Raw genomic sequence first — 24697 nt, 5'->3', positions numbered from 1 at the left:
TTGAATAATTATTTTATTACTCTTTTTGCAGAATGATAGCACTTAGCATAATATCCGAAATTCAAATTGGAGATAATTACCTTTTGAACATTACCTGAAGAAGCATGAATAAAATTTCCATCTTCTATATAAATTCCTACATGAGAAACTCTGTTTCCGCCACCGGTATGAAAAAATACTAAATCTCCTTCTTGAAGATCACTTTTTTTAATAGAAACTCCTGTCACACTCATCGATCTGGAATCTCTAGGCAACTTTATACCAAGAGCTTTTTCGTAAGAATATCCAACGAAACCGGAACAATCAAATTTATTTGGTCCCCTGGAACCATAAGAATATGGAGAACCTAATTTCCCTTTTGCAAAAGAAATAAGAGAAGCACTATTTTTGTTTTCAATTTTTTTATCTCGAAACAAACCTCTGGAAGTAGCTTCTTGTGAATCTTCATCTTCTGAAACTTTAATACTATCCGTTAACAATTCATTTTTTATATATCCTGACTGACCGTTTTCCAGTAGAACTTTTGAATATTCTTTCCCTTTGTCAGTAACAATAACGCTATCACCTTTTGATAGTAAAGAAATTACTTGTTTTGAAGAAGTTTCATAATACAATTCCGCTTCATCTTGAGCTAAATAAGAAACATCGGGATCAACTATATTTTGATTTGCTGAAATTTCTCCCGGTAAAAATCCAATTAACATTCCTGTACATAATATGACACTCAAACGTTTTGACAGACTGCCGTGTCTTTTCATAAAATATCCTCCTAAAAATAATCATAGACTACTCTATTTTTATTTTGTAATTATTTTGTAACCATTGTCATAATACTACAGCTATCTTGCTTTTTCAAGAATTGAGGGAAATTATTACATTTTTTTTACAAATTCCTAACGTTTACATTAGAAATTAGTTATCATCTGTTCTAATACTAAAACTCGATTAAAATGTCATAAATTGTAATGTGAAAGAAATCTATTTTTCAGTATTGTGTTAACTGAAACAACTTGAATGGTTAGTGAAGTTATTAAACTTTGAAACAAATTATAAATTTTTTGCTCTTTGTTTTGCTCTTTGTTGTTTGTCTAATATTCTTTTTCTGATTCTCATATTTTTAGGAGTTAGTTCTACCAATTCATCCTTTTCTATAAATTCCAACGCTTCCTCCAAAGACATCTTTTTTGGTGGAGATAGTCTTAAAGCATCATCAGAACCGGACGCTCTCATATTGGTGGCTTGTTTTCGCTTGCATACATTGACATCAATATCCATCGGTTTAGCATTTTCTCCGACAATCATTCCTTCATAAACTTTATCTCCCGGCGAAACAAATAAAATTCCACGTTCTTGAGCATTATACAACCCATATCCTACAGCTGTTCCTGTTTCAAAAGAAACCAAAGAACCTTGGCTTCTTCTCGGAATTTCTCCTTTGTACGGTTCGTAACCTTCAAAAAGTGTATTTAAGATGCCGTTTCCCTTGGTGTCAGTCAAAAATTCAGAACGATATCCAATCATTCCTCGAGTTGGAATCAAAAATTCAATTCTGGTATATCCACCCTTAGACTGTACCATATTGACCATTTCGCCTTTTCTTGCACCTAATTTTTCAATTACTGCTCCCATAAATTCTTCAGGAACATCAATAATTACTCTCTCAATCGGTTCAATCAATTTATCATTTTTATCTTTTTTCATCAACACTTCCGGTTTGGATACCATCAACTCATATCCTTCACGTCGCATTTGTTCCATTAAAATAGACAAGTGCAATTCTCCTCGCCCTGCTACTCTGAAAGAATCAGCTGAATCGGTATCTTCTACTCTCAAAGAAACGTTTGTATTCAACTCTTTGTGTAGTCTTGCGCGAATTTGTCGGGAAGTGACATATTTTCCATCTTGACCTGCAAAAGGTCCGTTATTAACAGAAAAAGTCATAGCCAATGTCGGTTCGGAAATTTTTACAAAAGGAAGCGGCTGCTTATCATCGATAGAAGTAATGGTATCCCCAATTTCTATATCTTCGATTCCGGATATTGCAACGATACTTCCGGTAATGGCTTCTTCAATCTCTACCCTCTTCAATCCGTCATACTCGTATAGTTTTCCTATTCTGACTTTATATGATTTATCAGGATTTTCGTAGTTTGAAACCCAAAGATCTTCACCGATAGACACGCTTCCTCTTTCAACTTTTCCAATCCCGATTCTTCCGATATACTCATTATAATCAATTGTTGAAATCAAAACTTGAGTTAACCCGTCTTCATCTCCATTTGGACATGGAATATTTTCGATAATTGCTTCAAATAATGGTTTCATACTGTCTTGCAACTGATCTGCATCCGTTCCGGAAATCCCTTTTTTAGCAGATGCAAAAATAAATGGTGAATCTAATTGTATTTCATTTGCGTCTAATTCAATAAACAAGTCCAATACTTCATCTACTACTTCATTCGGTCTTGCTTCCGGTCTATCCACCTTATTAACACAAATAACAGAAGGAAGATTTAATTCTAATGCTTTCTTTAATACAAATTTTGTTTGAGGCATCGGCCCTTCGAATGCATCTACAACTAATACCACTCCGTCTACCATTTTTAAAATACGCTCTACTTCTCCACCGAAATCAGCATGTCCGGGAGTATCAATAATATTGATTTTGACATCTCCGTACATTACAGCTGTATTTTTTGAAAGAATTGTAATTCCGCGTTCTTTTTCCAAATCATTGGAATCCATTACACGTTCTTCTATTTCTTGATTTTGTCTAAACACACCGCTTTGTTTCAACAAAGAATCTACTAAAGTGGTTTTTCCATGGTCTACGTGTGCGATAATTGCAACATTTCTAATTTGTTCTTTTTTCAAAATAATCCCCATTTCTTTCATTGCTATAAACAGACAATCAACTTCTATAAATCTATAACTTTTTTATTATATCACAATAATGATATCATTATGAATTTTCTTCAAAAATAGTTTCATCTAATATCTTTGAAACTGCTTTATTGGAAACAGAATAGGAAAAACCTTTATAATTTAAAGAATAGTATAATTTTTTTCGGATTTCTTCCTTTGTTTTGCTTCTATAGCTTTTTATTTTTTTGCAACAGAATGCGTATGCTTTCGCTATTTCTCCTTCTTCTGAAGTTTCTTGTTCCATCTGTTCCTTCCAAACAGATTCTTGAATTCCTTTTTGGAACAATTTCGATTCAATTTGTTTCTTTGATAAATTTTGCTTTTCCGCACTTCTAATCAATTCTTCAGATAACAACTTATCATTGATAAAGTTTAATTCCTTTAATCTCAGTAACGCTTGTTTGATATGAGAGATGTCAAAGTTTTCTTTTTCCAACTTTCTTTTTAGTTGCATTTCGGACAACATAGAACAATTCAACTTTTGAATGGCAGACTGAAAACATTGTCTGACCCTATCTTCTTCCAATTTTTCATTCCAGTTGTCAATCATAGCCAAATCTTTTCCAACCGTTAAATTTAATAGATAAAACAAATCTTCCGTAACTGTAATTTCATTATTTTCTGAGCAAAATAAATGATATCGATTTTTTGTTTTTACTATTTTTTCAATTATCATACTAATTTTTCCTCATAATCTATATATTTTTTTAAATATTCTCCTGTATAAGAGTGTTTACAGTGTATGATTTCTTCCGGAGTTCCTTCAAAAATCACTTCTCCACCATTATTCCCACCATTTGGGCCTAAATCTATAATATAGTCTGAAACCTTGATACAATCTAAATTATGTTCGATAACAACAACCGTATTTCCGTTATCAGTTAATTTTTGCAATACACTAAGCAATTTGCTGACATCATCCATATGAAGTCCTGTGGTAGGCTCATCCAAAATATATAATGTGTTTCCTGTTCCTTTTTTACTTAGCTCTGCTGCTAATTTAATCCGTTGTGCCTCTCCACCGGATAATTCAGTGGAAGGTTGACCCAGCGTGATATAAGATAATCCTACTTCCATTAATGTGTCTAATTTTCGTTTTATTTTTGGAATATTTTCGAAAAATGAACACGCTTCTTCTACATTCATATTGAGAATATCTGAAATCGATTTTCCTTTATATTTTATTTCTAATGTTTCACGATTGTATCTGTCTCCCTTACATATTTCACATGGAACATATACATCTGGAAGAAAGTGCATTTCAATTTTTAAAATACCGTCTCCCTTACATGCTTCACATCTGCCACCGCTGACATTAAAGCTAAATCTTCCTTTTTTATATCCTCTTGCTTTCGATTCTTGCGTTTCGGCAAAAACATCTCTGATAAAATCAAATACACCTGTATAAGTTGCAGGGTTGGAGCGTGGAGTTCTTCCGATAGGTGATTGGTCAATATTTACCACTTTATCAATATGTTCTAATCCTGTTATTTGTTTATATTTTCCTGCTTTTTCTCTCGAATGATTGATTTTTGCAGCGGTTGCTTTGTATAAAATTTCATTAATCAATGAGCTTTTACCGCTGCCTGACACACCGGTGATACTGGTAAATACACCCAAAGGAATCGATACCGTAATATTTTTCAAATTATTTTCTGCCGCTCCGATAATGGTAATTTGTTTTTCTGTATCAACCATCCTTCTTGTTTTAGGAATAGCAATTCTTCTTTTACCGCTTAGATATTGTCCGGTGATGGAATTTGAATTTTGCTTCAATTCTTCCACTGTACCTTGAGCAATAATTTGTCCACCATGAATACCTGCTCCCGGACCGATATCGATAATTTGATCTGCTGCATGCATAGTATCTTCATCGTGTTCCACAACAATGAGAGTATTTCCGATTGCGGTTAAATTTTTCAAAGTATGAATCAATCTATCGTTATCCCTCTGATGTAAGCCGATACTTGGTTCATCCAATACATACAAGACTCCCACCAAAGCAGAACCGATTTGAGTTGCTAAACGAATCCTCTGAGATTCTCCTCCTGACAAAGTGGATGCTTTTCTACTGAGAGTAAGATATTCTAAACCTACATCCTTTAAAAAAGTTAAACGATTGTTGATTTCTTTTAAAATTTCTTTTGCAATAAAAGCGTTCTTTTCACTCAATTTTAGATTTTCAAGAAATTCCAAATGGCTTTCTACCGAAAGATTGGTTAATTCAGAAATATTTTTATCTCCTACAGTAATACTTAAAACTTCCTTTTTCAATCTTGTGCCCATGCAATCCGGACATGCTTTCTCTATAACATATTTTTGCATTTTTTCACGAATCAGTTCTGACGAAGAATTTACTAATCTTCTCTCTAAATTAGGAATGACACCTTCAAAAGGAGCATTATATTCTTTTTTTTCATCTGTGAACTTACTTTCAAACGAAAAAGTGAGCATTTCCGATGTTCCATATAATAATTTTTTTTGGAACCATGTCGGCAAATCTTGATATGAAGTATCCAGGGAAATATTATTATTTTCTGCCAAGACTTTAATCATCTTAAAATAATAGGATTCTTCATGATTTTTATCGGATGTCATCCACGGCTCTACTGCACCTTCTCTAAGACTTAATGTTTTATTAGGAATAACCAGTTCCGGATCAATTTGACTCATAAAGCCCAGTCCGTTGCAAGTAGGACATGCTCCATAAGGAGCATTAAAAGAAAACATTCTTGGAGAGATTTCTTCAATCGTCACATCATGCTTTGAACAGGAAAATTTTGTTGAATACAATTTTTCTTCTCCATCAACAATAGCAATATTTACCATTCCACCCGACATATTTACTGCTATCTCAATAGAATCCGCCAATCTTTTCTCGATATCAGCTCGAATCACGATTCTGTCAACAATAACATCAATAGAATTTTTTTTGTTTTTTTCCAATTCTATTTCATCTGTAATCTCTTTCGGTTCCCCATTTACTCTGATACGGATAAATCCTTCTTTTTTGATAGATTCCAATACTTTTTCGTGTTTTCCTTTTTTACTACGAATTACCGGAGAGATAATTTGTATTTTGGTTCTTTCAGGTAATTCCATGACTTTATCTACAACTTCTTGAATTGTCATACTTTTAATTTCATCGCCACAGATAGGACAATGGGCAATTCCGACATTTGCAAATAACAACCTCATATAGTCATATATTTCTGTTACTGTCCCTACCGTAGATCTGGGATTATGAGAAGTAGTTTTTTGATCAATTGAAATAGAAGGAGACAGTCCCTCAATATACTCTACATTCGGTTTATTTGTTTTTCCCAAAAATTGTCTTGCATAAGAAGATAAACTTTCAACATATCTCCTTTGTCCTTCTGCATAAATCGTATCAAACGCAAGCGAAGATTTCCCTGAACCGGATAATCCCGTAAATACAATAAATTTGTTTCTTGGAAGTTCCAAATCCACATTTTTTAAATTGTTTTCATTGGCACCCTTAATAATAATTTTATCTTTGTTCAATTTCAAAATAATGACTCCTTAATGATTTAACTTTTTTTCCAATTGTAAAATAGAATCTCTATAAATAGCAGCTTGTTCAAAATTTAGATTCTCTGCCGCTTCTAACATCTGCTCTTTTAGAACTTCAATTTTTTCTATCAACTCTTGTCTGGAAATAACTTCTTTCACACTGTAAGTTTCTTCTTTTTCTGCAACTAACATCGAAATTTCTTGTCGAACTTCCTTGTTGATTGTTTTAGGAACAATCCCATGTTCTTCATTGTACCGATTCTGTATTTCACGTCTTCTACTTGTTTCATCAATAGCACTCTTCATAGACTTTGTAATTGTATCTGCATACATAATTACCCGACCATCAGCATTTCTGGCAGCTCGACCTATTGTCTGAATCATGGAGGTTTCTGATCTCAAAAATCCTTCCTTATCTGCGTCTAAAATTGCCACAAGTGAAACTTCAGGGATGTCCAATCCCTCCCTCAACAAGTTGATACCTACCAAAACATGAAATTCTCCTAATCTCAGATTACGGATGAGTCGAATTCGTTCCAAAGTCTCTACATCAGAATGTAAATATTCTACCAATATACCTGCCTGTTTTAGATAATCCGTAAGACTTTCTGCCATTTTCTTGGTTAAAGTAGTTACAAGCACTCTTTCATTTTTTTGTACCGTATTTTGAATTTCATGCAACAAATCGTCAATTTGCCCATCAATAGGTCTTACCTCTATTACAGGGTCCAACAATCCCGTTGGACGAATAATTTGCTCTCCAAAACAGCTTGAGTGTTCCATCTCATACTTTCCGGGTGTTGCAGATACAAAAAGAATTTGGTTTATCATTCCTTCAAATTCTTCAAACTTTAACGGTCTGTTATCTGCTGCTGAAGGCAGTCTGAAACCATAATCAATTAAAGATTCTTTTCTTGCTCTATCTCCGGAATACATAGCATTTAATTGAGGAATGGTAGCATGAGACTCATCTACGATAATCAAATAGTCATCATCAAAGAAATCCATCAGTGTAAAAGCTCTCTCTCCCGCTTTTCTTCCGGTTAAGTGTCTGGAATAATTTTCAATTCCTTTACAAGTTCCGATTTCTCTCAACATTTCAATATCATACATGGTACGTTGCTCCAGTCTTTGAGCTTCCAATAAAAAATTATTTTCACGAAAATATTGCAATCGTTCCTGTAATTCTTTTCCAATACCTACAATAGCCTGCTCCAGTTTTTCCTTTGTGGTGACATAGTGAGAAGCCGGAAAGATTGACGCCTGTCTCAATTCTCCGATAATCTCTCCTGTAAGGTGGTCAATTTCAACAATTCGTTCAATCTCATCACCAAAAAACTCTACTCTCAACCCTTTGATATCGGTGTTAGCGGGCATAATTTCTAAAATGTCGCCTCTTACTCGAAATGTCCCTCTAATAAAATTAATATCATTTCGTTCATACTGAATTTCTACCAATTGTTTAATTACTTCATCTCTATCTTTTATCATTTGAGGACGCAACGAAACCATCATATATCGATAGTCATCAGGGTCACCCAAACCGTAGATACATGAAACAGAAGCAACAATGATGACATCTCGTCTTTCAATGACCGCTGCCGTTGCACTGTGTCTTAATTTATCAATCTCATCATTGATGCTGGCATCTTTTTCAATATAAGTATCTGATGAAGGCACATATGCTTCCGGTTGATAATAGTCATAATAAGAAACAAAATACTCTACTGCATTATTTGGAAAAAATTCTTTAAACTCAGAATATAATTGTGCCGCTAAGGTTTTATTATGTGCAATTACCAATGTCGGTTTTTGAGTTTGTTGAATAATATTTGCCATAGTAAATGTTTTTCCGGACCCCGTTACTCCCAGTAAGGTTTGAAATTTATTTTTTTGTTGAATGGAGTTTACCATGTCATCTATTGCTTTCGGTTGATCTCCGGTAGGTTGATATGAGGTTGTTAAATTAAACTTCGGCATAAAACTGTCCCTTCATCACAATAAAATAATCCTAATAAATAATCACTGTACTTTTTTAAGCATCTAATTTCATATTGTTGCTTATTTTTATTACTTATCTTTCGAATTGCTTTCTATAATATACTCCTAATTTTACTTTTATACTATATCCAAAGGACAATATTATAAAAATTGTATATGTGGATATAAATCATAATTAGTAAGTTTGATAGGTTCATCTATTAATTAGAAGTTTCTTCCTATAACGCACAGTATATTATTCATATGGTATAAAAAAATCATCCTTTATTAAGGACGATTTTTTATAGAAACAAATCTCATAAGTATGTTACTGTTGATGTAGATTATATTACTTGATATATCCTTCTTTGTGAAGTTGATATAAAACATATGCCATTTCTTCTTTTGTTAATATATCATGTGTTCCAAAATTCTTTTTAGATTTTGGTTTCATCCAACCCTTTTCAATAAAATATGAAACAGAACCTCTTGCACTTTTAGGAACTTTTTTTCCGTCAGAATATTTCATTAAAGTTTTCGAACTTTTCTCTGAAAGCTTCATGTTCATTGCTTTACCTAAAATATGAGGTAATTCCCAACGATAAAAATATTTTTTTGGACCAAATACAGTATTTTTCTTAAATGTGTACAGATACCCCGCGCCCATTGTAATAGACACATCATTGTAATAAAAATCTGTTTTTTTCACATCCACGAAATTAACTTTTTTTGTTTTTTTAAATCCAAATGCTCTATTTACCATATAAATAAATTCATATCGCTGAATATTTTTCTTTGGTAAAAACTTTCCGGATTTGTCTATATATGCATATCCTCTTTGTTTTGCAAATTCAATTGCTTCTTGAGTCTCACTTTTTTTATGATTTTTATTTTGAGAAATTGTTTTCGGTTGTTCCTTTTTTGTTTCTTCTTTCTTGTCGGCTGATTTTGTTGAAGTATCCTTTTTTGCTTCTGTCGTCTTTTTGGTATTTTGACTTTTTGGTTGCAAAGTCATACCGCTATCAATTTTTTTTGCTCCACTGTCATCCCATACTGTCGATGCATAAGAATAAGTAGAAGCGGTACAAACTGTTAACATAACAACGAAAGTTAGGATTTTTTTAGTAAATAATCTTTTCACAAAACTCCTCCTCCAATCTCTTAATATGTCAACAATTAATATGTTAACAATAATTGATTTAATCTTGCTTTAATACCTTGACTCCAATTTTTGTCTGTTGCATAACAAACATTCATAGATTCTATACTATATCCATGGAAATATTTCCCGGATGGAGATAAATAATTTCTCGAGATATATCCTGCTACATGATCGATACAAGCTTCTCTAGACATAAATCTTCCGGCAGAAGAGTATGGGCTTCTATCATATGCTTGAAACCCGAAGAGATTATTTTTATCTCTTGCAATTCTACTTCTTCCTACATTAGACTCATGCATTGCTAAAGAAACCAAAAAAAGTGCATTTACACCATACTTTTCTTCAGCTCTTTTAAATGCTCCGCCCAATCCTTCCAAAGCGGTTCCTTGTAGGCGATTGTTAATAAAATGTTCAGATACATCGCTCGGTTTCAACAAAAAATCAGTATTTATAATATTATAAGCATCTTCTCCCAAATCGCTACAGGTGATAATATTTGAATTATCTGCAATTAACTTATTATCAGCAATCTTTTTCTGCTCAAGTGAAAGATTGCTTGTAACAGTTTGTTGAGCGGTCCCATCTATTTTTTTTACAGTTTTTTCAATTTTCTCCGTTTTTTCAAACAGATTAACTTCTCCTCCATTTTTTGTAAGTAATGTTCTTGTTTCAGCAAAACTGAAGATTGTAGAACAAAAAAACACTACAAAAAACATTCCTATTGATATCATTTTTTTATTTTTCATATCTTTAATTATACTCCTCCAAATATACTCAAATATTTTCCAAGAAATATATAGATTTCTTTTCCGTACAAAGAAATTATCCAAGCTGAAATACACATATATGGTCCAAAAGAAACTTCCCTATTTAAAGAAATGTTTCTAAAAAATATTCTTTGAAACAGCAAATCTACAGCTGCGACATAAAAAGGTAGAAAACAAATTAAAAATGTATTATGACTACCTAAATAAAATCCTAACACTCCATTTAACAACACATCGCCGAATCCGAATGCTTCTTGACCGTAATACAGTTTTGCTAAAAAATAAATAACAGAAAAGATAACAAAACAGTATACAGCACCCTTTATATGCATCCATATGTTTGCAAAATCCGCTATCCCATAATATATTCCAAAAATAATGAAATAGAATAACAACATGGCATCATAGATATACATTGTATCATAGTCTATGAAACCGACAATCATCAACATTCCCCAAAACACAACTTGAATTAAAGTGAAACTTGTCCAACCATATTTGTAAAATGAAAGAAAAAACAAGAGTCCGCTCAAAATTTCAATTAATAAGCTTCGGATTGGAATAGAAGTCTTACAATATCGGCACTTTCCTCTTAGAAATAAAAAACTGATGATTGGAAATAAATCTACTGTACTCAAAGAATGTTTACAACTTGGACAATAAGAACGACCATGCACAAAATTAATTTCTCTTGGCAAACGATCAATTACCACATTATAGAAACTACCGAAACATGTTCCTATATAAAATATCATTATCAACATCAAAATTTCCATTTTACTTCTCCGCTATAACCAATAAATTTAATTGATTGTCTTTAATATAACAACTAAAAATAATAGATTTGTATTTATTATTCTTTATTTTGAGCACAGGACACAAATGATTTCCGGCAACTTGTTCTCCGATGGATATCGTATCAGACTGATATTGTTCTATAATAAAGCCCTTTTGTTTCAATGAATCAAAAAGATGGTCGAACAATTGATTAACTTCCTTTTTTGTCTTTTCATCAAACAAGCTTTTTTCCGATAAAACAGCAATTCTGTTCTCTACGTTGTTTGAAACAGTCAACTGTTGTCCAAATGGAATACGCATATTATTTAAAGAAGAAAAAATATACAATAAATTATCTTGCACAGAAGTATCTTCCAACTGATCTGATACAATTTGATTTAATAATAATTTATATTTAGAAATATCGGAGGTCTTGAAATCCGGAAAAAGCAACTCTCCGGTCACAAAAACATTATCATAATTCTGATTTTCAATTGCTTCTAAAAGGGTATCCGCTAAATCATCAGTAATCACCTGAAATCCATTTTTTTCCGGTATTACCTGAATTTGTCCATCAATTTGCATCAAAAACGCATCTTCTGAAGAAGAACGAAATTTTTCTGATTGTTCAGAAATAGATTTATTCAATGTTTCTTTATCATAGTACAAATTTTGTTGTGAAATTTGTATTGGTTCCAAACTTTTTTTTACAGGGATTGCTTTCCATACTTTATATAATGTCTTATGTTCAAGAAAAAAATTAACATATTTCTCTTGTTTTGGAGACAAATACGAAACTCCTAACTCTGAAAATGGAACAAACATAGATTTTTCTACATCATAGACTGTTTTTAAATAAAAACCGGTAGGAAAATTTTTTTGAAGTTCAGCATCCAAATCCTCTTTGCTTGCAATATGATAAAAATGCTCCTCTATTCCTATTTTCATTTCTCCGGGTTGTCCGACAGTGAATAGAAATAAACCTAATACTGTAAAAATACACATACTAACAAAAGCGAACAACCCTTTTATTTGACTTAACTTTTTCATAAGAAACATTTTACAAACAATCCGATGTCTGTACCTCCGTCTTTACATAAAGTAACCTATTATATCTTTTTTCTATATTATGCAGAAAACATTGCCATTTCAACGATAGCATCTTTTCTTGATTGTCTTGCGATATCAAAAATATCTTCTGTAATTTTTGTACCTTTCATTAACAAAACATTACCTTCAGCATCTAAAATATCTCTTGTTAATACACGACCAAGCAATAATACTTTTTGTTTATCAATAAATTTTTGAATTAATTGATTATCTTCCACTAACCCTTGATTAGCTTTAGGATGACGACGACGCTCAGAAACTGTGATTTCATCCTTTTTTTCTTCAATATGTTCTGCCTCATCTTGAGCTGCCGCTTCTTCAGCAGGCTCTGTTTTGATTTCAGACGAATTTTCTACAATTTGCACTACTTCATCTTGAGCGGTTTCTTCTTCAATACATATAGTATCATTTTCAACAGGCATTACATCATTTTGAACAGATTCTTCTTCAACTACTCTATGGAATTTAAGGTTATTTTCAAGTGTATGTTCTATCTCTTCCTCTGTTTCAGAAAGTTCTTTCGTCTCAACTTCTTTTACAACTTCCATTTTAGGGATAAATTGTGTAATTTCATCCGCCTTGTCTTCAACATCTGAAGCTTCTGTTTGTTCAACTGCCGGAACAACAGATAAATCTGTTTCTTCAGATTTCATATTCCAATCATGTTTGATGTAACTATATTCAGGATTTTCTTTCGTGCGAACAAAATCTTGAACAACATCATTTTTTTTGAAAGGAGAAACATCCTGTTCGGTAGTTCTTACAATAACAATACCATTCCCGATACTCATCACGCTAAAAGCATCAAATCGCTCTACTTTTTCACTTTTTGTTAATTCTACAAAGATAGACGAAATATCTCCTTCTTCCGAAAATTCACAATCTACGACTGTTCCAACCTTATTTCCCTTTAACGAAACAACAATGTCTCCTATTAAGGTGCTTTTCCCAAGATACACTTCTTTTCGTTCAACCTGTCCTTTTTTCTTAAGAATTACAGAGTCACGCATAATAATAATTGCATAATCTCCCATTCCTTCCAAATCTGAAAAAGGAAGAACATAATCTACATCATCTTCTGTTAATGGAATTCCGTTTTCATCAAGTTTTGAAACAACAAAACTATCAATACATTTTCTTTTTCTATTAAACAAAATTTGTTCAACATTCCCACAATTTATTCCTTCTTCTACACTAATAATAACTGTAGGCATCGTGTCCGGTCTTAACATACGACTCACTGTCCTTTCTATTATCATTCTATATTCAGTCTTTCTTCAAGAAAAACTTCCTCACCATACAATCTTAATAATTCCTTCTTCGCTCGATTACCAACCTCAGTATCGGCATATTTATCAAAAATATAAAACAAGATTTTTTTATTTTCTTTTATCTCTCCCTGAACGAAAAAAATATCTGCCTGCAAAAACAATATTTCACAACTTTCGTTTTCCTGTTCGTCTAAAGAAGCATCTTGTACACTATTTTCAGGCTCTTCTTCTGTGGACTCAGTATTTTCTTGAGAAGTCATGTTAGAGGCACTCAACTGTTCCGTAGCTTGAGAAGATAAACCGCTACACTCTGATTCTGTTACAAATTCTTTTGTTTCTTCAGATTCACCCTCTAAAATATCCTGTTCTTTCTGAGAGGTTCCTTCTGAAGAATTTTTCTTTTCCGACTCAGTTTCTGAATCATCTTCATTCTTTTCTCGCAAAAATCCCATTGCAATTATAGATTCAGCCACTCTATCTTTCATGTTAAAGAAAGATAGTTCCGGAAAAGAAAAAATAGATTCTTTCTCACTGTTTCCAAAATAATGAACCCCTCTTTCCAGAAGAGAGTTAGTACCTGCAACAAGCAAAGCTTGCATTCCGATTGGTAATAACAACCAAACAGGATGATACGGTAGTATTTTTATAAAAAACAAAAGCGATAAACTAAAGAAAGCAAGGAGATATGGAAGAAATTCAAACATCAAAGAAGAAGATTTCCTCCATACCAGGCATATGATTAAATTTTCTAAAAAACAAATTACACACGCAAAAATTATTGCTTTCAAAAATATCATCAAAATATCTCCAGTTTAATTTAATTCAATTTAGCTCTATTCATATTGCAATACATTAATAAATATATTATCAAAAATCAAAGAACCTTCCAATGCTCCGGAATCTTTTTTTCCTTCCACATAAATTCCATCAATTTTAATCGGATAATTTTTTATTCCATGCAAATCATACAGAATCTCTTTCCATCCTGTCCATGAGATTTCTTTTGCAAAAACAATCAGATATTCTTGACCGTTTGCATCCGTCATACGCAAACCGACTTCATGAGGAAGTTCTTTATCAGAATATACCGAAAAACCGATTCCTTCTACTTTTTGTTTGATTGTAATATTAGAAGAAGTCAAATCAATATATGCCTTTTCTCCATCTGTATTTCCTGTAAATGCATAAGTTAATCTTCCTGCTTTACTTCCTTTTGCAAAATTACCATCTGTAATTTCTCCCTGTACTGCTATTTGAGGACCGCTTCCTTTTACGACAATATCTCCGTTTTCAAATCCGAAAATTTCTTTATTTTTCAAACTTACCTTCGAACCCCATTTTTTGCCGGACGGTATAGTTTGTTTTTTGTTTGACTTTTTATTTGGAACTGTGTCGCTTGGTGGTCTTACTCCGCTTGGAATAATGTTTAACGGATCAGATGAAGCCGGAACATCTTTTTTCCAAGCCCATGAATAAGATAGATATGGATTGATGCGTCCGGATTTTGGTAGCGGAAGCGTATCTAATACTCCCGGAACCGCCTGCACATATTTATCGACATCTGTTACCTGATAAAAGCTCAAACGAATATTTCCTGTCATTTTAGTTTCTTTTTCCCCGTGAATTGCATCTCCCTCTCTTGCCATTGTCAACTCACTGGAAATAATATTTTTAGGATTGTTGTCAATTTCGTGCAATAATTTCAAAACCTGAGCATAGGTTCCTTTGAACTCTATTTGAGCTTGCATTAATTTAATATTACTGTCTACAACTTCTTCTTCTGATTCAGAACTTTCCTTATTGTCCATCAAATGATTTACATCAACACTTAATTGTTCATTTGGTTTTTCTGTATTCGCTTGTCCTTCTGCAGTATCTGCACCTTCTGTTGAAACAGTCTCCCCTGAAGTAGAATCTGTTTCTTCTGTGTTTGTTTCATCAGTATTTGCTTCTTCTGAACTTGCATCTTGCGTCTCTCCGTCTAGAGAAATAGATGCATATTCAGAGAATTGAATAGAAACAATATCCAATCCGCTCGCTTGATTCAAGCGGTTGATTTGCATAATAAACTCTTCTTGTTCCGTTTTTCCAAAATATTTTTTTGCAATCGGAAAAATTTCCGTCTTAAGCTCTTCAGCTTCCGTTTGTTTTATTTCTGATTGTGCAATTACAGTATCCATTTGTTCTTTGGTTTCCTGAAATTGTTGGATTTCATTGCCCAATGCAGAGGTTTTTCCCATTAAATTTCCTGCAACCGTATAGTAATACAGTGCAACAATAACGACAATAGCCAATCCTAACAATAAATTTTCTTCTCTCTTACTTATTTTCTTTTGTGTCTTTTTCTTTGTCTTTGACTTCATCGTTTTCACCTCCTGCATTTTTTGTCATTGAGTTTGTATCTGTTTGATTTACTTGTGTAGCATTTCCCGAATGTTCTCCGAACTTTGATTTTACCACCATATTGAACATATAATAATTTTCTGAATCGCCTTTTTTATGAATTTCTGTAATTTTTACATCATCAAAGGTGTCTGTCTTTCTTAAATCGCGTTCAAATTGAGCAATCGCATGTTTGCTGAGCGCTGTCCCGTTAAGAGTAATTTGTCTATTTTGGATCGCAATATCATTTAAATATAAGTCCTTGATTACTTCCTTTCCAAGGAATTGCATAAAGTGCTCATTTACCCTGTGTACTTCCATCATAGCACCTTGCAAACGCACAAAAAACTCTTTTTCCAATTTCAGTTCTTCTACTTCTGAAAATGCTTTTTGTGCTTCTTGGTATTGTGCTTGATATTCCGCATTTTCAATCTCTGTTTGCAACTGATCCAATCTCTTCTTTTGTTGATTTAATCTCATATATAGAAAGGCGGTCAATACAAGAATTGCTGCCAAAACAATCGCCAATGCCGTTTTCAAAAAAGCACCGACATCAAACTGTTTCTTATTCTTTTTCAGATATGGGGCAAAAAAGTTAAAATCTCTCATATATTCCACCTCCTATAATCGAATAATCGCACCAAGTGCATTCAAATATTGAGAAACATCAAAATCGCTATTTTTATTTAATTGTACACAATACAATCTCGGTACATTCTCTGCAGAAATATCACAATAATTTTCCAAAAAAGCTTCCAAACCTTTAATCTTAGAACTTCCGCCATACAAATAGATTTTATCCACTTGATTCTGCACCTTTTTCATTGCAAAATAACGAATGGTCTTATTAATTTCATCTGCAAGTTGTGAAATGCTTCTTACCATACTTTGGTTCAAATCTGCCACGTTGCTGAAATTCATATAGGTCTGTCTTAACGATTCAATTCCTGTTTCTTGAACAATTTTATCAACTTCGTTCGTTAATGTATTTTGACTTGTCATTTCAAAGTTGTTTATCCCTTGTTCCGAATTTCCGTATGGAGCAACCGGTGTTTCCGTATTTAAGTAAGGATATTCTTGAGATAGGTTTTCATGACCTGCTTCAACATCAGATTCTCCTATGTTCTCTGTTTTTTCAGGTTCAAAAGAAACAAACATCCCATCCATGATATGGTGAATTTCATCTAAAGACAAACGATTCGGTTCATTACATTTGCTTTTCACAATATCATACAAATCTTTTTCTCCGTAATCAATAATAGAGTTGAAAGCATATTTCCCGTTGCTAAATAGTGTAATATTAGTTTTTTGTACTCCGAAATCTACCAACGCTACATTTTTATCCCAATTATTTCGTCCGTCTGTTCCGGAAGCAATCTCCATTTGGATTAATTTTTCCAACGAATTAAAGTGTACATCTAATACATACGGCGTTAACTGACAACTTTGAACAAGCTGTAACAAATTTTCTACAATCGGTTTTGGCATTGCAGTTACCAACACTTGCAACTTATTCAAATCATTTTCAACAAACTCGCTCAACACTTTGTATTGTATGACATAAGAATCAATGTCAATAGGAAGATATTGACCAATTTCATAATTGATAAGAGGTAAAATATCTTTTTCTTCTACTTTAGGGATTGTAATCTCACGCTTAATAATATCTGTACTTTCTACCGTACAAACAGCATCTGTATTTTTTATTTTATTCTTTTTTAGGATATCAATCATATTATTCTTGGCAGCATCCATATTTTCAACTCTGCCATCCCGATACCAACTGTTCTCTACACTTCCCTTAAATATGGAATTTACCAGCACTTTGTTGTTTTCTACTTTTCCGTAGACACCTTTTATTTCGTGACTTCCAAAATCTAAAGAAAGAACAGTTCTGTTTTTGATTTTACTATTTTTTGTCTTTTTGCTCGCTTTGTTTTTAGAAAACGGCTTCTTCTTCTCTTGTGAACGATTATTTTTTTGTTCTTGTTCAAGAGGACCGGTTTCTTTATTTTTTTTCATGCTTTTTGATTTTCCGAACATCAAAATTCCTCCATAATATCATTTTTATTTTCATACTCTTTATTACTTACTCAATTCCATATTTGTCCTTCAACGCATCTGTCTGATCTTTTATACCGCCGGATGTTTTCGGTTTTGTTGCTACCATCTCATAAACATGGACTTCGGCAGACTTATATTCATTTTTTTCCGCTGCTTCCGTTGACAATTTAACATCATCTATTTGAGCTAAACTACCAAAATAAACCGAAGAATTCATATTATCATACAGATTCCATTTCGATACATTGAAATTTCCAAGATTCTCTCCGTTCAATTCAACACTCAGATTATTTTTTTTCTTATCAACCATAAAAATGCCGGCTTTTTTACCAAACTCAACCTTCTTCATATCATTAGAAATATCCTTTGTAGCAAGCATCTCTTCTTCTACCTTACATTGTTTTCCGGTTTTTGACACAAGAACTTGTTCCGGCTGAATCAACTGTATTTTATCAAATCCTATTTTTGCTAATACCGTTACCTTATCTATTCGCACCTCGTTGCCACTTCCTGTAGCTGTTATTTCAGTTGCTTTAACATTGTCTCGCAAGAACGGAATACTGATGATATTTCCTTCCTGATTGACAGTAGAGCCTCTACCAAACACTACAAAAAAATTAAATTGTTTTTCGCGTAAAGGTGACACGACACCGACCGTGTCTCCTGCAAAAGAAAGATATCTTGACTTTGTTTCAAATTCTGTTCCGTTTTCTTTGATAATCCCCGTCTGTTCCGGTTGAAGCAAATACGGTACCCCTTCTTTCCCTAACGGAACACTGAATTGCCCTTGTGTAGAAGAAGCTTCCTCATTGTTCCAAGCATACAATTCCTTTACTTTAATATTGCTCGCCGTATCAGGAGGGTATTTTTTAAGTAATTTATTCGGATTAATGATTGAGATATCTTCTCTAAACAAATAGTCATCTTTACCAAAAGGCAACTTCGAAATATAAATCGGTGTACTGCCTACTAAACGACCAAGTATACCTTGCTTGGTATATGGACGAATTCCACATACGACAAAACCGTTCTCCATAGTATTAGCAATTTGTATTTTTTTGTCTGTATATCCCGGACCTGACACACCTTTCTTAGAAATATAGTTATAATCTGTTGGAAATACCGGATAAAACTCATTGCCCTCCAATAATTTTTGCAATTTTTCTTTTTCGCTATCGTTCAAAGACAATTTGTTCAAATCCAATGGAAAAATATGATATCCCGGTCGACTCTGATACCAAGCAACCTGTTCAAGGTTATCTCGATTCTCAAAACCGGGTACATACTCTGACTTTGCATATAACGTTTGCCCTGTTACGTTATCCGCAACCTGTTGCTCTCGATTTGCCGTTGTGTCAGAGTGAAGATATCGAACAATATCTGATAGAATAGGAATTTTTTGACTAGAGGTAGTTCCAAATACCCAACCAGTTATAGAGTGCTTTGTAATTGTATTCGGAGATGTAATATAAACAAAATCAACATTTGGATCTTCTTTTTTAGATATTTCTGTAGAATCCAATTTCAGTTTAACGTAGGTCCAAGAATTCTTTTTGTCCAGATAAGGTTCTAAGTTCTTTTTTGCATTCTGCTCTTCTTTTTTCTTTTGTCCCATTAACGCTACTAAATGTGATTTTTCATCATTAAGCTTATCCTTGTCAGCTGCGGATAAAGAAGGTTTTTTTAATTCTAAGTCAATATACTTTATTTGTTGTTCTGACGATGAAACAATATCAGATATTTCATTTCTGACAGCTATCAGATTTTCAATCTCTTCTATTGTTTTTTCTGTATTTCCACGACGCCCAAAGCCTTCTGCAGTAATATCCCGTCTCACTGTGCTAAATTGTACAAGATAACTCTTTGAAACAGAAAGCACCATTGACGAAATAATTACAAGAATCACAAGACTGATTATTACCTCGACAATTGTCATCCCTTTGTTTTTCTTCATATACTCACCTACCATTTCGGTCCATTGACCATCCATAAATCGTTATTGATTGATTCTCCAATCTCTTGAAAAATTTTGGATAAATCTTCACCTGAATTTGCTCTAAATACTCGCTTGCTATCTCCTTTGATAGAAAACTCATCGGCAATCGCATTTAACCCAGAAGTAGAAACACTTCTTGAAAAAGCAATTATATACACTCTTTTTTTTGTTACCATATCTTTGATTGCTTTTCTACTTTGCGGAGAAGAGTTTTTCAAATAATTATCTGGAGTATTATATAATTTCCCGACTTTTGATACATATGTGTTACCTGTAGCTGCAGACCAATTATTGTGTAGCCATGCACCGCTTCCTTTTTGACTTGCATAAGCCTCTTGTATGCTTTCTTCTTTGCCGTTTTGTTGTGTCACAATATGTTCATAATCCAAAGAAAGTTCCTGCGTTACAGAATCATAGATTGTATTTGTAGGCTTAATAATTTTCACCTCGCAAGCATTTCCTTCTTGATAATATTTTCTTAATTCTGGCTCCTTAAAATTAAATGAATTGTCTAATCTATGTTCATATGTCACATTTGTAAAATGTTTAAATTGACGCTTTTGAAATGCATCCATGTCATAATTTTTATCTCTATAAATAGGATTGGTATTCTTTTTTTTAGAAAAATCACTTTTGTTTTTACTGATATAATTTCCTTCTAAAGTAGGAATAATTGTTGCAGCATTTGATTCTCCATCTACTAAAATAATCAAATAATCCCGAAAATGTTCTTCAGGTCGTTCTCTCAATAAATCATTGTTTTTTTCATCTATACTATAAAAAGCATATCTTAAACCTTCTCCTGTATTGGTGCCGCTGTAAGCTCCCAAGCTATCCATCGATTCTTTCAGCTTTCCTTCATATACATTCGAACCAATAATTTTTTCGCGATATTCTTTACTAGCGGAATAAAATGTAGGTTTAATATATCCTCCTTTTCTATCTGATCTTACCAACACGTTGTTATCAAAAGGAACAAGTTCAACGTCAGCAGCCTTATTTGTACTTAAAAGCTTTAACAATTTTCCAGTCTCTACTTTTAAAATATTAATCCTACTCTCTTTATTGCCATGGGAATCCTTTAAGTCTCTCGTATGCATACTTCCCGAGTTATCCAACACCAAGGAGATTACTCCGTGTGCGCCTTCTTTTTTGAGATATACATTATCTGTACGATAAGCAATTGCAGTGGCCGGATCACTCGGTGAACCACGGTCAACAACTTGCAATGCATTTAACGAACTAAGTTTGGATTCAATAGTTCCGTAATCAATTGTTTGAGATGTTCCGTCGCTTAAGGTTAACTTCATCTCATAATTTAAACTATTATTTTCTCGTGATCCCCCGCCTTCTTTTATTGTAGGTTTGAAAAACCTCAAATCATACAAAAACTCCTTTCCGTTCGATAAATCGGAAAATGCAATGATTTTCTGCACAAAATAATGTTCCGAGCCGCCATCTGATATTGTAATAAGAGTTTCCTCTTCTTTCAATTTACTTTCATCCGGTTTGCTCTTCCCTTTGTAGTCGATTGCTACCAACGCTGTTTTTACATCTAAATCCTTCCCACTCTGAGTCATTTTACCCGGAACCTTAATATTCTTTTTCAATCCGATATAATTCCAATCAGGAGTTAATTTCTCATTGTTCGGTGCATTAAATGTACTATCTGCTACTGTAAAGGTTGCAGTAGAATATTTTATTGCGTTATCCGTATAGCTCAAAAATATGCGGTTAGCGTCTTGCAACTGCTTTTCTTTTGTTGCAAAAACCGAATTGTTTGTGGCACCAAAAAGCAACTGTACTCCAATTCCCATAACCAAAACTCCTAAGGTTAACGCAATAATCAGCTCCGTAAGCGTAAGACCTTTTTGCTTCATTTCTGCTCCTCCTCTATTTTCTTCCGACTAAGTATAAAATTTCCGTTGGTGCTTCAAGCGGCACCAATACCGTCATCGTATAAGTTTCCTTTGATACTTTAGTTCCAACTGCATAACTTCCGGTTGAAATGACTCTTGCATATTCTCTTTCTATTGTTCCGGAAGGATCAAGTTCATTATTTTTATTTACCTTTCGTTTTACCTTGTCAACTTCCACTTCAAAGTGACCTACTTTTTCTCCACCTACCACCAAATCACTTGCACCTGTCCATACAGGAGTAGAACCTCCGACGGAATAAGACATAGTCTTAATCTCTTCCAAAAGACTCCTCCCTGAACCGCCGGTAATATCTAATCCCTCTTTATTTGTATTAATCAAATCAACTGCCCAATCTGCACCCGCCTTGGAATAGTAATAAAGTTGCAAATCGTCTCTTTGAGAAGCAGCACCGGCCAAGTTTGCATCAAACAAACTTGCTGTAATCAATGACAATGTAACAACCATCAACATAACTACCAAAACATATACATACAGCACACCACTATGCTTTTTTCTATTCATACAATGTTCCGCTCTTAATTTTTTCATCCCTTGTTCTATGCTGCCAAGTAGACTGTTCCTTTCTTTTTGTATAGCTGTCCACATTCCAAAATATTGTGTTTTCTCAATAAATGCAATGTTGAATTTTTCTGCCATTTTCAATACAATCACTTCCTTACACTTCATATAATATTTTTTATAATATATTTTCATAACAATATAATGATAGTATTCTCTAAAATTATATGTATATAGTTACCATATCTATTGATAAACATATAGATATAATCTTTTTAATATTCCAGCACTTGTAACGTTTCACTATAACTTTCAGATTCTACACTCGCTACTATGCTTTTATTATGATAAACAAATAAATTTGTATATTCTTTTTTATCTTTGACTGCGGAATAAATATTTTACAAATTAATACCAAATATCTAATAGAACAATTAACAAATTATATATTATATTTCATAAATTACACTTAAAATTATAATTTAATATGTGAATTTTTCAAAATAATATACAGAGTCTCTATCCGTTTTTTTTGTTAAATTTTAATATAATTAATTTATTTCTAAAATTTATCAAATTTCACAAGTAGTATAAAAAGTGAGTTATCCCAATCCATAACCCACTTTATACACTCTTGAATATTTTTTATCTAAGCTCAAAATTATGTTATCTCATATAAATTAAGACAATATCCACAATCCTTTTTCTTAATTAGTAAAATCGTATTCTAACGTTGGCAAAGGACTTGAGTATTCATTTGGAGAAGTAGTGGTTACCGTAAGTTTCTTACCGTCATACACATACTTTGACCCTACAGGTTGCCCATCTACAATACCGGCAGCTCTAATAGCTTTCATTCCATCATCCTTGCTTGGTAGTACTCCTTGTTTTTTTGCCATTTCCAGGTTAATAACAGATATGCAGGTTTTGTAGTTTGTTTGCAATACACTTGTATTTGCACTTTTTCTGGTATCAGCATATCTAACTGCTCCAAGACCCATTAAGATTCCTAAAATAACAACTACTACGATTAACTCTACAAGAGTAAATCCTTTTCTTTTTTTGTTTAGTTTCATAATTTTCTCCTTTTTATTTTCATTATTTCGAGCTGTAATAAGATTGGGTTACTACAGTTCCATTTATAAAAATAAGCATGTTGCTTGTTTTTATACTATTTTATTGTATTGTATTAATAACATCAAACATCGGAAGATACATCGCAATAACAATTGTACCGATTACTACTCCCATAATTACAATTAACAAAGGTTCTAACATGGTAACGAGAGCTTCTAATGCCGCTTCCATCTCCTCATCATAGTATTCTGCTGTCTTTTCCAGCATTTCATCCAATCTCCCCGATTCTTCTCCGATTCCTATCATAGAGAGCATCATAGGTGGAAAGATATTCGTAGCTGCAAGCTGCGCGGTCATTCCCATCCCTTTTTCAATTCCTTCTACCGTCTCTTCAATTTTGGATTCTACGAATTTGTTACCCGTTGTTTCTCCAGCAGCTCTTAGCGCTTGTATCATCGGAATCCCGCTATAAAGCATCGTGGACAATGTACGGGTAAATCTTGCGGTTGCAATTTTACTGACATTCGGACCGATAAGCGGAAGTTTCAATTTGATTTTGTCCCATGAAATACGAATTTCTTTTTGTTTCAGTGCGACCCTAATCAAAAAGACAATTGCAAACAGAACGAGAAGAATCCAAATCCAATTGTGCACCAACAAATCACTTAAATTCATTACAAATCTCGTCAATGCAGGTAATTCCATATCTGCACCTTCAAACATCTTAACAAAATTCGGCATTACCTGTGTTAACAGGATAGCTACCGCCGCTACAACGATAAATGCTAAGATGATAGGATACATCATTGCTCCTCTGATTTTGCGACGAAGTTTCATATCTTTTTCGTAATGGACTGCCATTTTTTCAATAATTTCTGCCATCTGCCCTGACATTTCTCCGGCTTGAACAGTTCTTTTTAGAAGGTATGGAAAGGCATTGCCCTGGTTTTCCATAGATTTTGAAAGCTCCGTTCCTTTTTTTACAGAATCCGAAAGATGAAAAAGATTCTTTTTTAATTTTTTGCTTTTAGATTGTTTTGCCAGTACATCCAAAGAACGATTTAAATCCATTCCTGATTTCAACATAATTGACTCCTGTCGACAAAATGAAATAACATCTTTCAAATTTAACTTTCGGTTAATTGTAAAATGAAAATGAACTAAAAAAATTCCATAGAAAATCACGTTTGGTATAATTGAATCACCACAAAAC

At 33.2% G+C, this 24697-nt stretch carries 19 protein-coding genes; all 19 read right to left on the bottom strand.

Annotated features, from left to right (window positions below; genetic code table 11):
• Window positions 1–8: 8 nt before the first annotated feature.
• The 19 genes from HMPREF0389_RS01145 to HMPREF0389_RS01055 all read right to left on the bottom strand — a co-directional run bounded on the left by HMPREF0389_RS01145 (window position 9) and on the right by HMPREF0389_RS01055 (window position 24669).
• Window positions 9–758, bottom strand: coding sequence for a C40 family peptidase (locus HMPREF0389_RS01145; protein WP_014261905.1), 750 nt, complete (start codon window positions 756–758; stop codon window positions 9–11).
• 289 nt (window positions 759–1047) lie between these two features.
• Entirely contained in the window at window positions 1048–2895 is a 1848-nt protein-coding gene (gene typA, locus HMPREF0389_RS01140) for a translational GTPase TypA (RefSeq protein ID WP_014261904.1), read from the bottom strand.
• 67 nt (window positions 2896–2962) lie between these two features.
• A complete protein-coding gene (locus HMPREF0389_RS01135; RefSeq protein ID WP_014261903.1) occupies window positions 2963–3601 on the bottom strand; it encodes a regulatory protein RecX in 639 nt (212 codons plus the stop codon).
• A complete protein-coding gene (gene uvrA / locus HMPREF0389_RS01130) occupies window positions 3598–6450 on the bottom strand; it encodes an excinuclease ABC subunit UvrA (RefSeq protein WP_014261902.1) in 2853 nt (950 codons plus the stop codon). Before uvrA ends, HMPREF0389_RS01135 begins: the two co-directional genes overlap by 4 nt.
• Window positions 6451–6468: 18 nt before the next feature.
• Window positions 6469–8439 carry an excinuclease ABC subunit UvrB gene (uvrB, locus tag HMPREF0389_RS01125; protein WP_014261901.1) on the bottom strand — a complete coding sequence of 657 codons (1971 nt, stop codon included), beginning with the start codon at window positions 8437–8439 and terminating at the stop codon, window positions 6469–6471.
• Window positions 8440–8788: 349 nt separating this feature from the next.
• On the bottom strand, window positions 8789–9580 hold the full coding sequence (locus HMPREF0389_RS01120) for an S-layer homology domain-containing protein (RefSeq protein ID WP_014261900.1): 792 nt from the start codon (window positions 9578–9580) through the stop codon (window positions 8789–8791).
• Window positions 9581–9615: 35 nt separating this feature from the next.
• A complete protein-coding gene (locus HMPREF0389_RS08675; protein WP_014261899.1) occupies window positions 9616–10347 on the bottom strand; it encodes a glucosaminidase domain-containing protein in 732 nt (243 codons plus the stop codon).
• A gap of 8 nt (window positions 10348–10355) precedes the next feature.
• Complete coding sequence (locus HMPREF0389_RS01110) at window positions 10356–11144, bottom strand: prepilin peptidase (protein ID WP_014261898.1); 789 nt, start codon at window positions 11142–11144, stop codon at window positions 10356–10358.
• Between the two features lies 1 nt (window position 11145).
• Window positions 11146–12195 (bottom strand): peptidoglycan binding domain-containing protein, encoded by a 1050-nt coding sequence (locus tag HMPREF0389_RS01105; protein WP_169308499.1) that lies wholly within the window; start codon window positions 12193–12195, stop codon window positions 11146–11148.
• Between the two features lie 77 nt (window positions 12196–12272).
• Window positions 12273–13514: a hypothetical protein gene (locus tag HMPREF0389_RS01100; protein ID WP_041250740.1), complete on the bottom strand. Its 1242-nt coding sequence runs from the start codon at window positions 13512–13514 to the stop codon at window positions 12273–12275.
• Complete coding sequence (locus tag HMPREF0389_RS01095) at window positions 13511–14233, bottom strand: hypothetical protein (RefSeq protein WP_156775223.1); 723 nt, start codon at window positions 14231–14233, stop codon at window positions 13511–13513. The genes HMPREF0389_RS01100 and HMPREF0389_RS01095 overlap by 4 nt, the downstream gene beginning before the upstream one ends.
• A 126-nt stretch (window positions 14234–14359) precedes the next feature.
• Window positions 14360–15889 carry a hypothetical protein gene (locus HMPREF0389_RS01090; protein WP_041250739.1) on the bottom strand — a complete coding sequence of 510 codons (1530 nt, stop codon included), beginning with the start codon at window positions 15887–15889 and terminating at the stop codon, window positions 14360–14362.
• On the bottom strand, window positions 15846–16517 hold the full coding sequence (locus tag HMPREF0389_RS01085) for a PilN domain-containing protein (RefSeq protein ID WP_014261893.1): 672 nt from the start codon (window positions 16515–16517) through the stop codon (window positions 15846–15848). The genes HMPREF0389_RS01090 and HMPREF0389_RS01085 overlap by 44 nt, the downstream gene beginning before the upstream one ends.
• A gap of 12 nt (window positions 16518–16529) precedes the next feature.
• Complete coding sequence (pilM, locus tag HMPREF0389_RS01080; protein WP_041250738.1) at window positions 16530–17951, bottom strand: pilus assembly protein PilM; 1422 nt, start codon at window positions 17949–17951, stop codon at window positions 16530–16532.
• A gap of 46 nt (window positions 17952–17997) precedes the next feature.
• Window positions 17998–19926, bottom strand: a complete 1929-nt coding sequence (locus tag HMPREF0389_RS01075) for a prepilin-type N-terminal cleavage/methylation domain-containing protein (RefSeq protein ID WP_014261891.1) — start codon at window positions 19924–19926, stop codon at window positions 17998–18000.
• Between the two features lie 8 nt (window positions 19927–19934).
• Complete coding sequence (locus HMPREF0389_RS01070) at window positions 19935–21848, bottom strand: VWA domain-containing protein (RefSeq protein ID WP_014261890.1); 1914 nt, start codon at window positions 21846–21848, stop codon at window positions 19935–19937.
• Between the two features lie 13 nt (window positions 21849–21861).
• Window positions 21862–22551: a hypothetical protein gene (locus HMPREF0389_RS01065; RefSeq protein WP_041250736.1), complete on the bottom strand. Its 690-nt coding sequence runs from the start codon at window positions 22549–22551 to the stop codon at window positions 21862–21864.
• A gap of 563 nt (window positions 22552–23114) precedes the next feature.
• The gene (locus tag HMPREF0389_RS01060; RefSeq protein WP_014261888.1) at window positions 23115–23483 is read right to left on the bottom strand and encodes a prepilin-type N-terminal cleavage/methylation domain-containing protein; all 369 of its coding nucleotides are present in this window, start codon (window positions 23481–23483) and stop codon (window positions 23115–23117) included.
• 100 nt (window positions 23484–23583) lie between these two features.
• A complete protein-coding gene (locus HMPREF0389_RS01055) occupies window positions 23584–24669 on the bottom strand; it encodes a type II secretion system F family protein (protein ID WP_014261887.1) in 1086 nt (361 codons plus the stop codon).
• Window positions 24670–24697 lie beyond the last annotated feature (28 nt).

Origin of the sequence: Filifactor alocis ATCC 35896, assembly GCF_000163895.2 — a bacterium.
GTDB classification, from domain to species: domain Bacteria; phylum Bacillota; class Clostridia; order Peptostreptococcales; family Filifactoraceae; genus Filifactor; species Filifactor alocis.
Note: the sequence above shows the minus strand (reverse complement) of the source record. Positions and strands in the feature narration are given on the sequence as shown.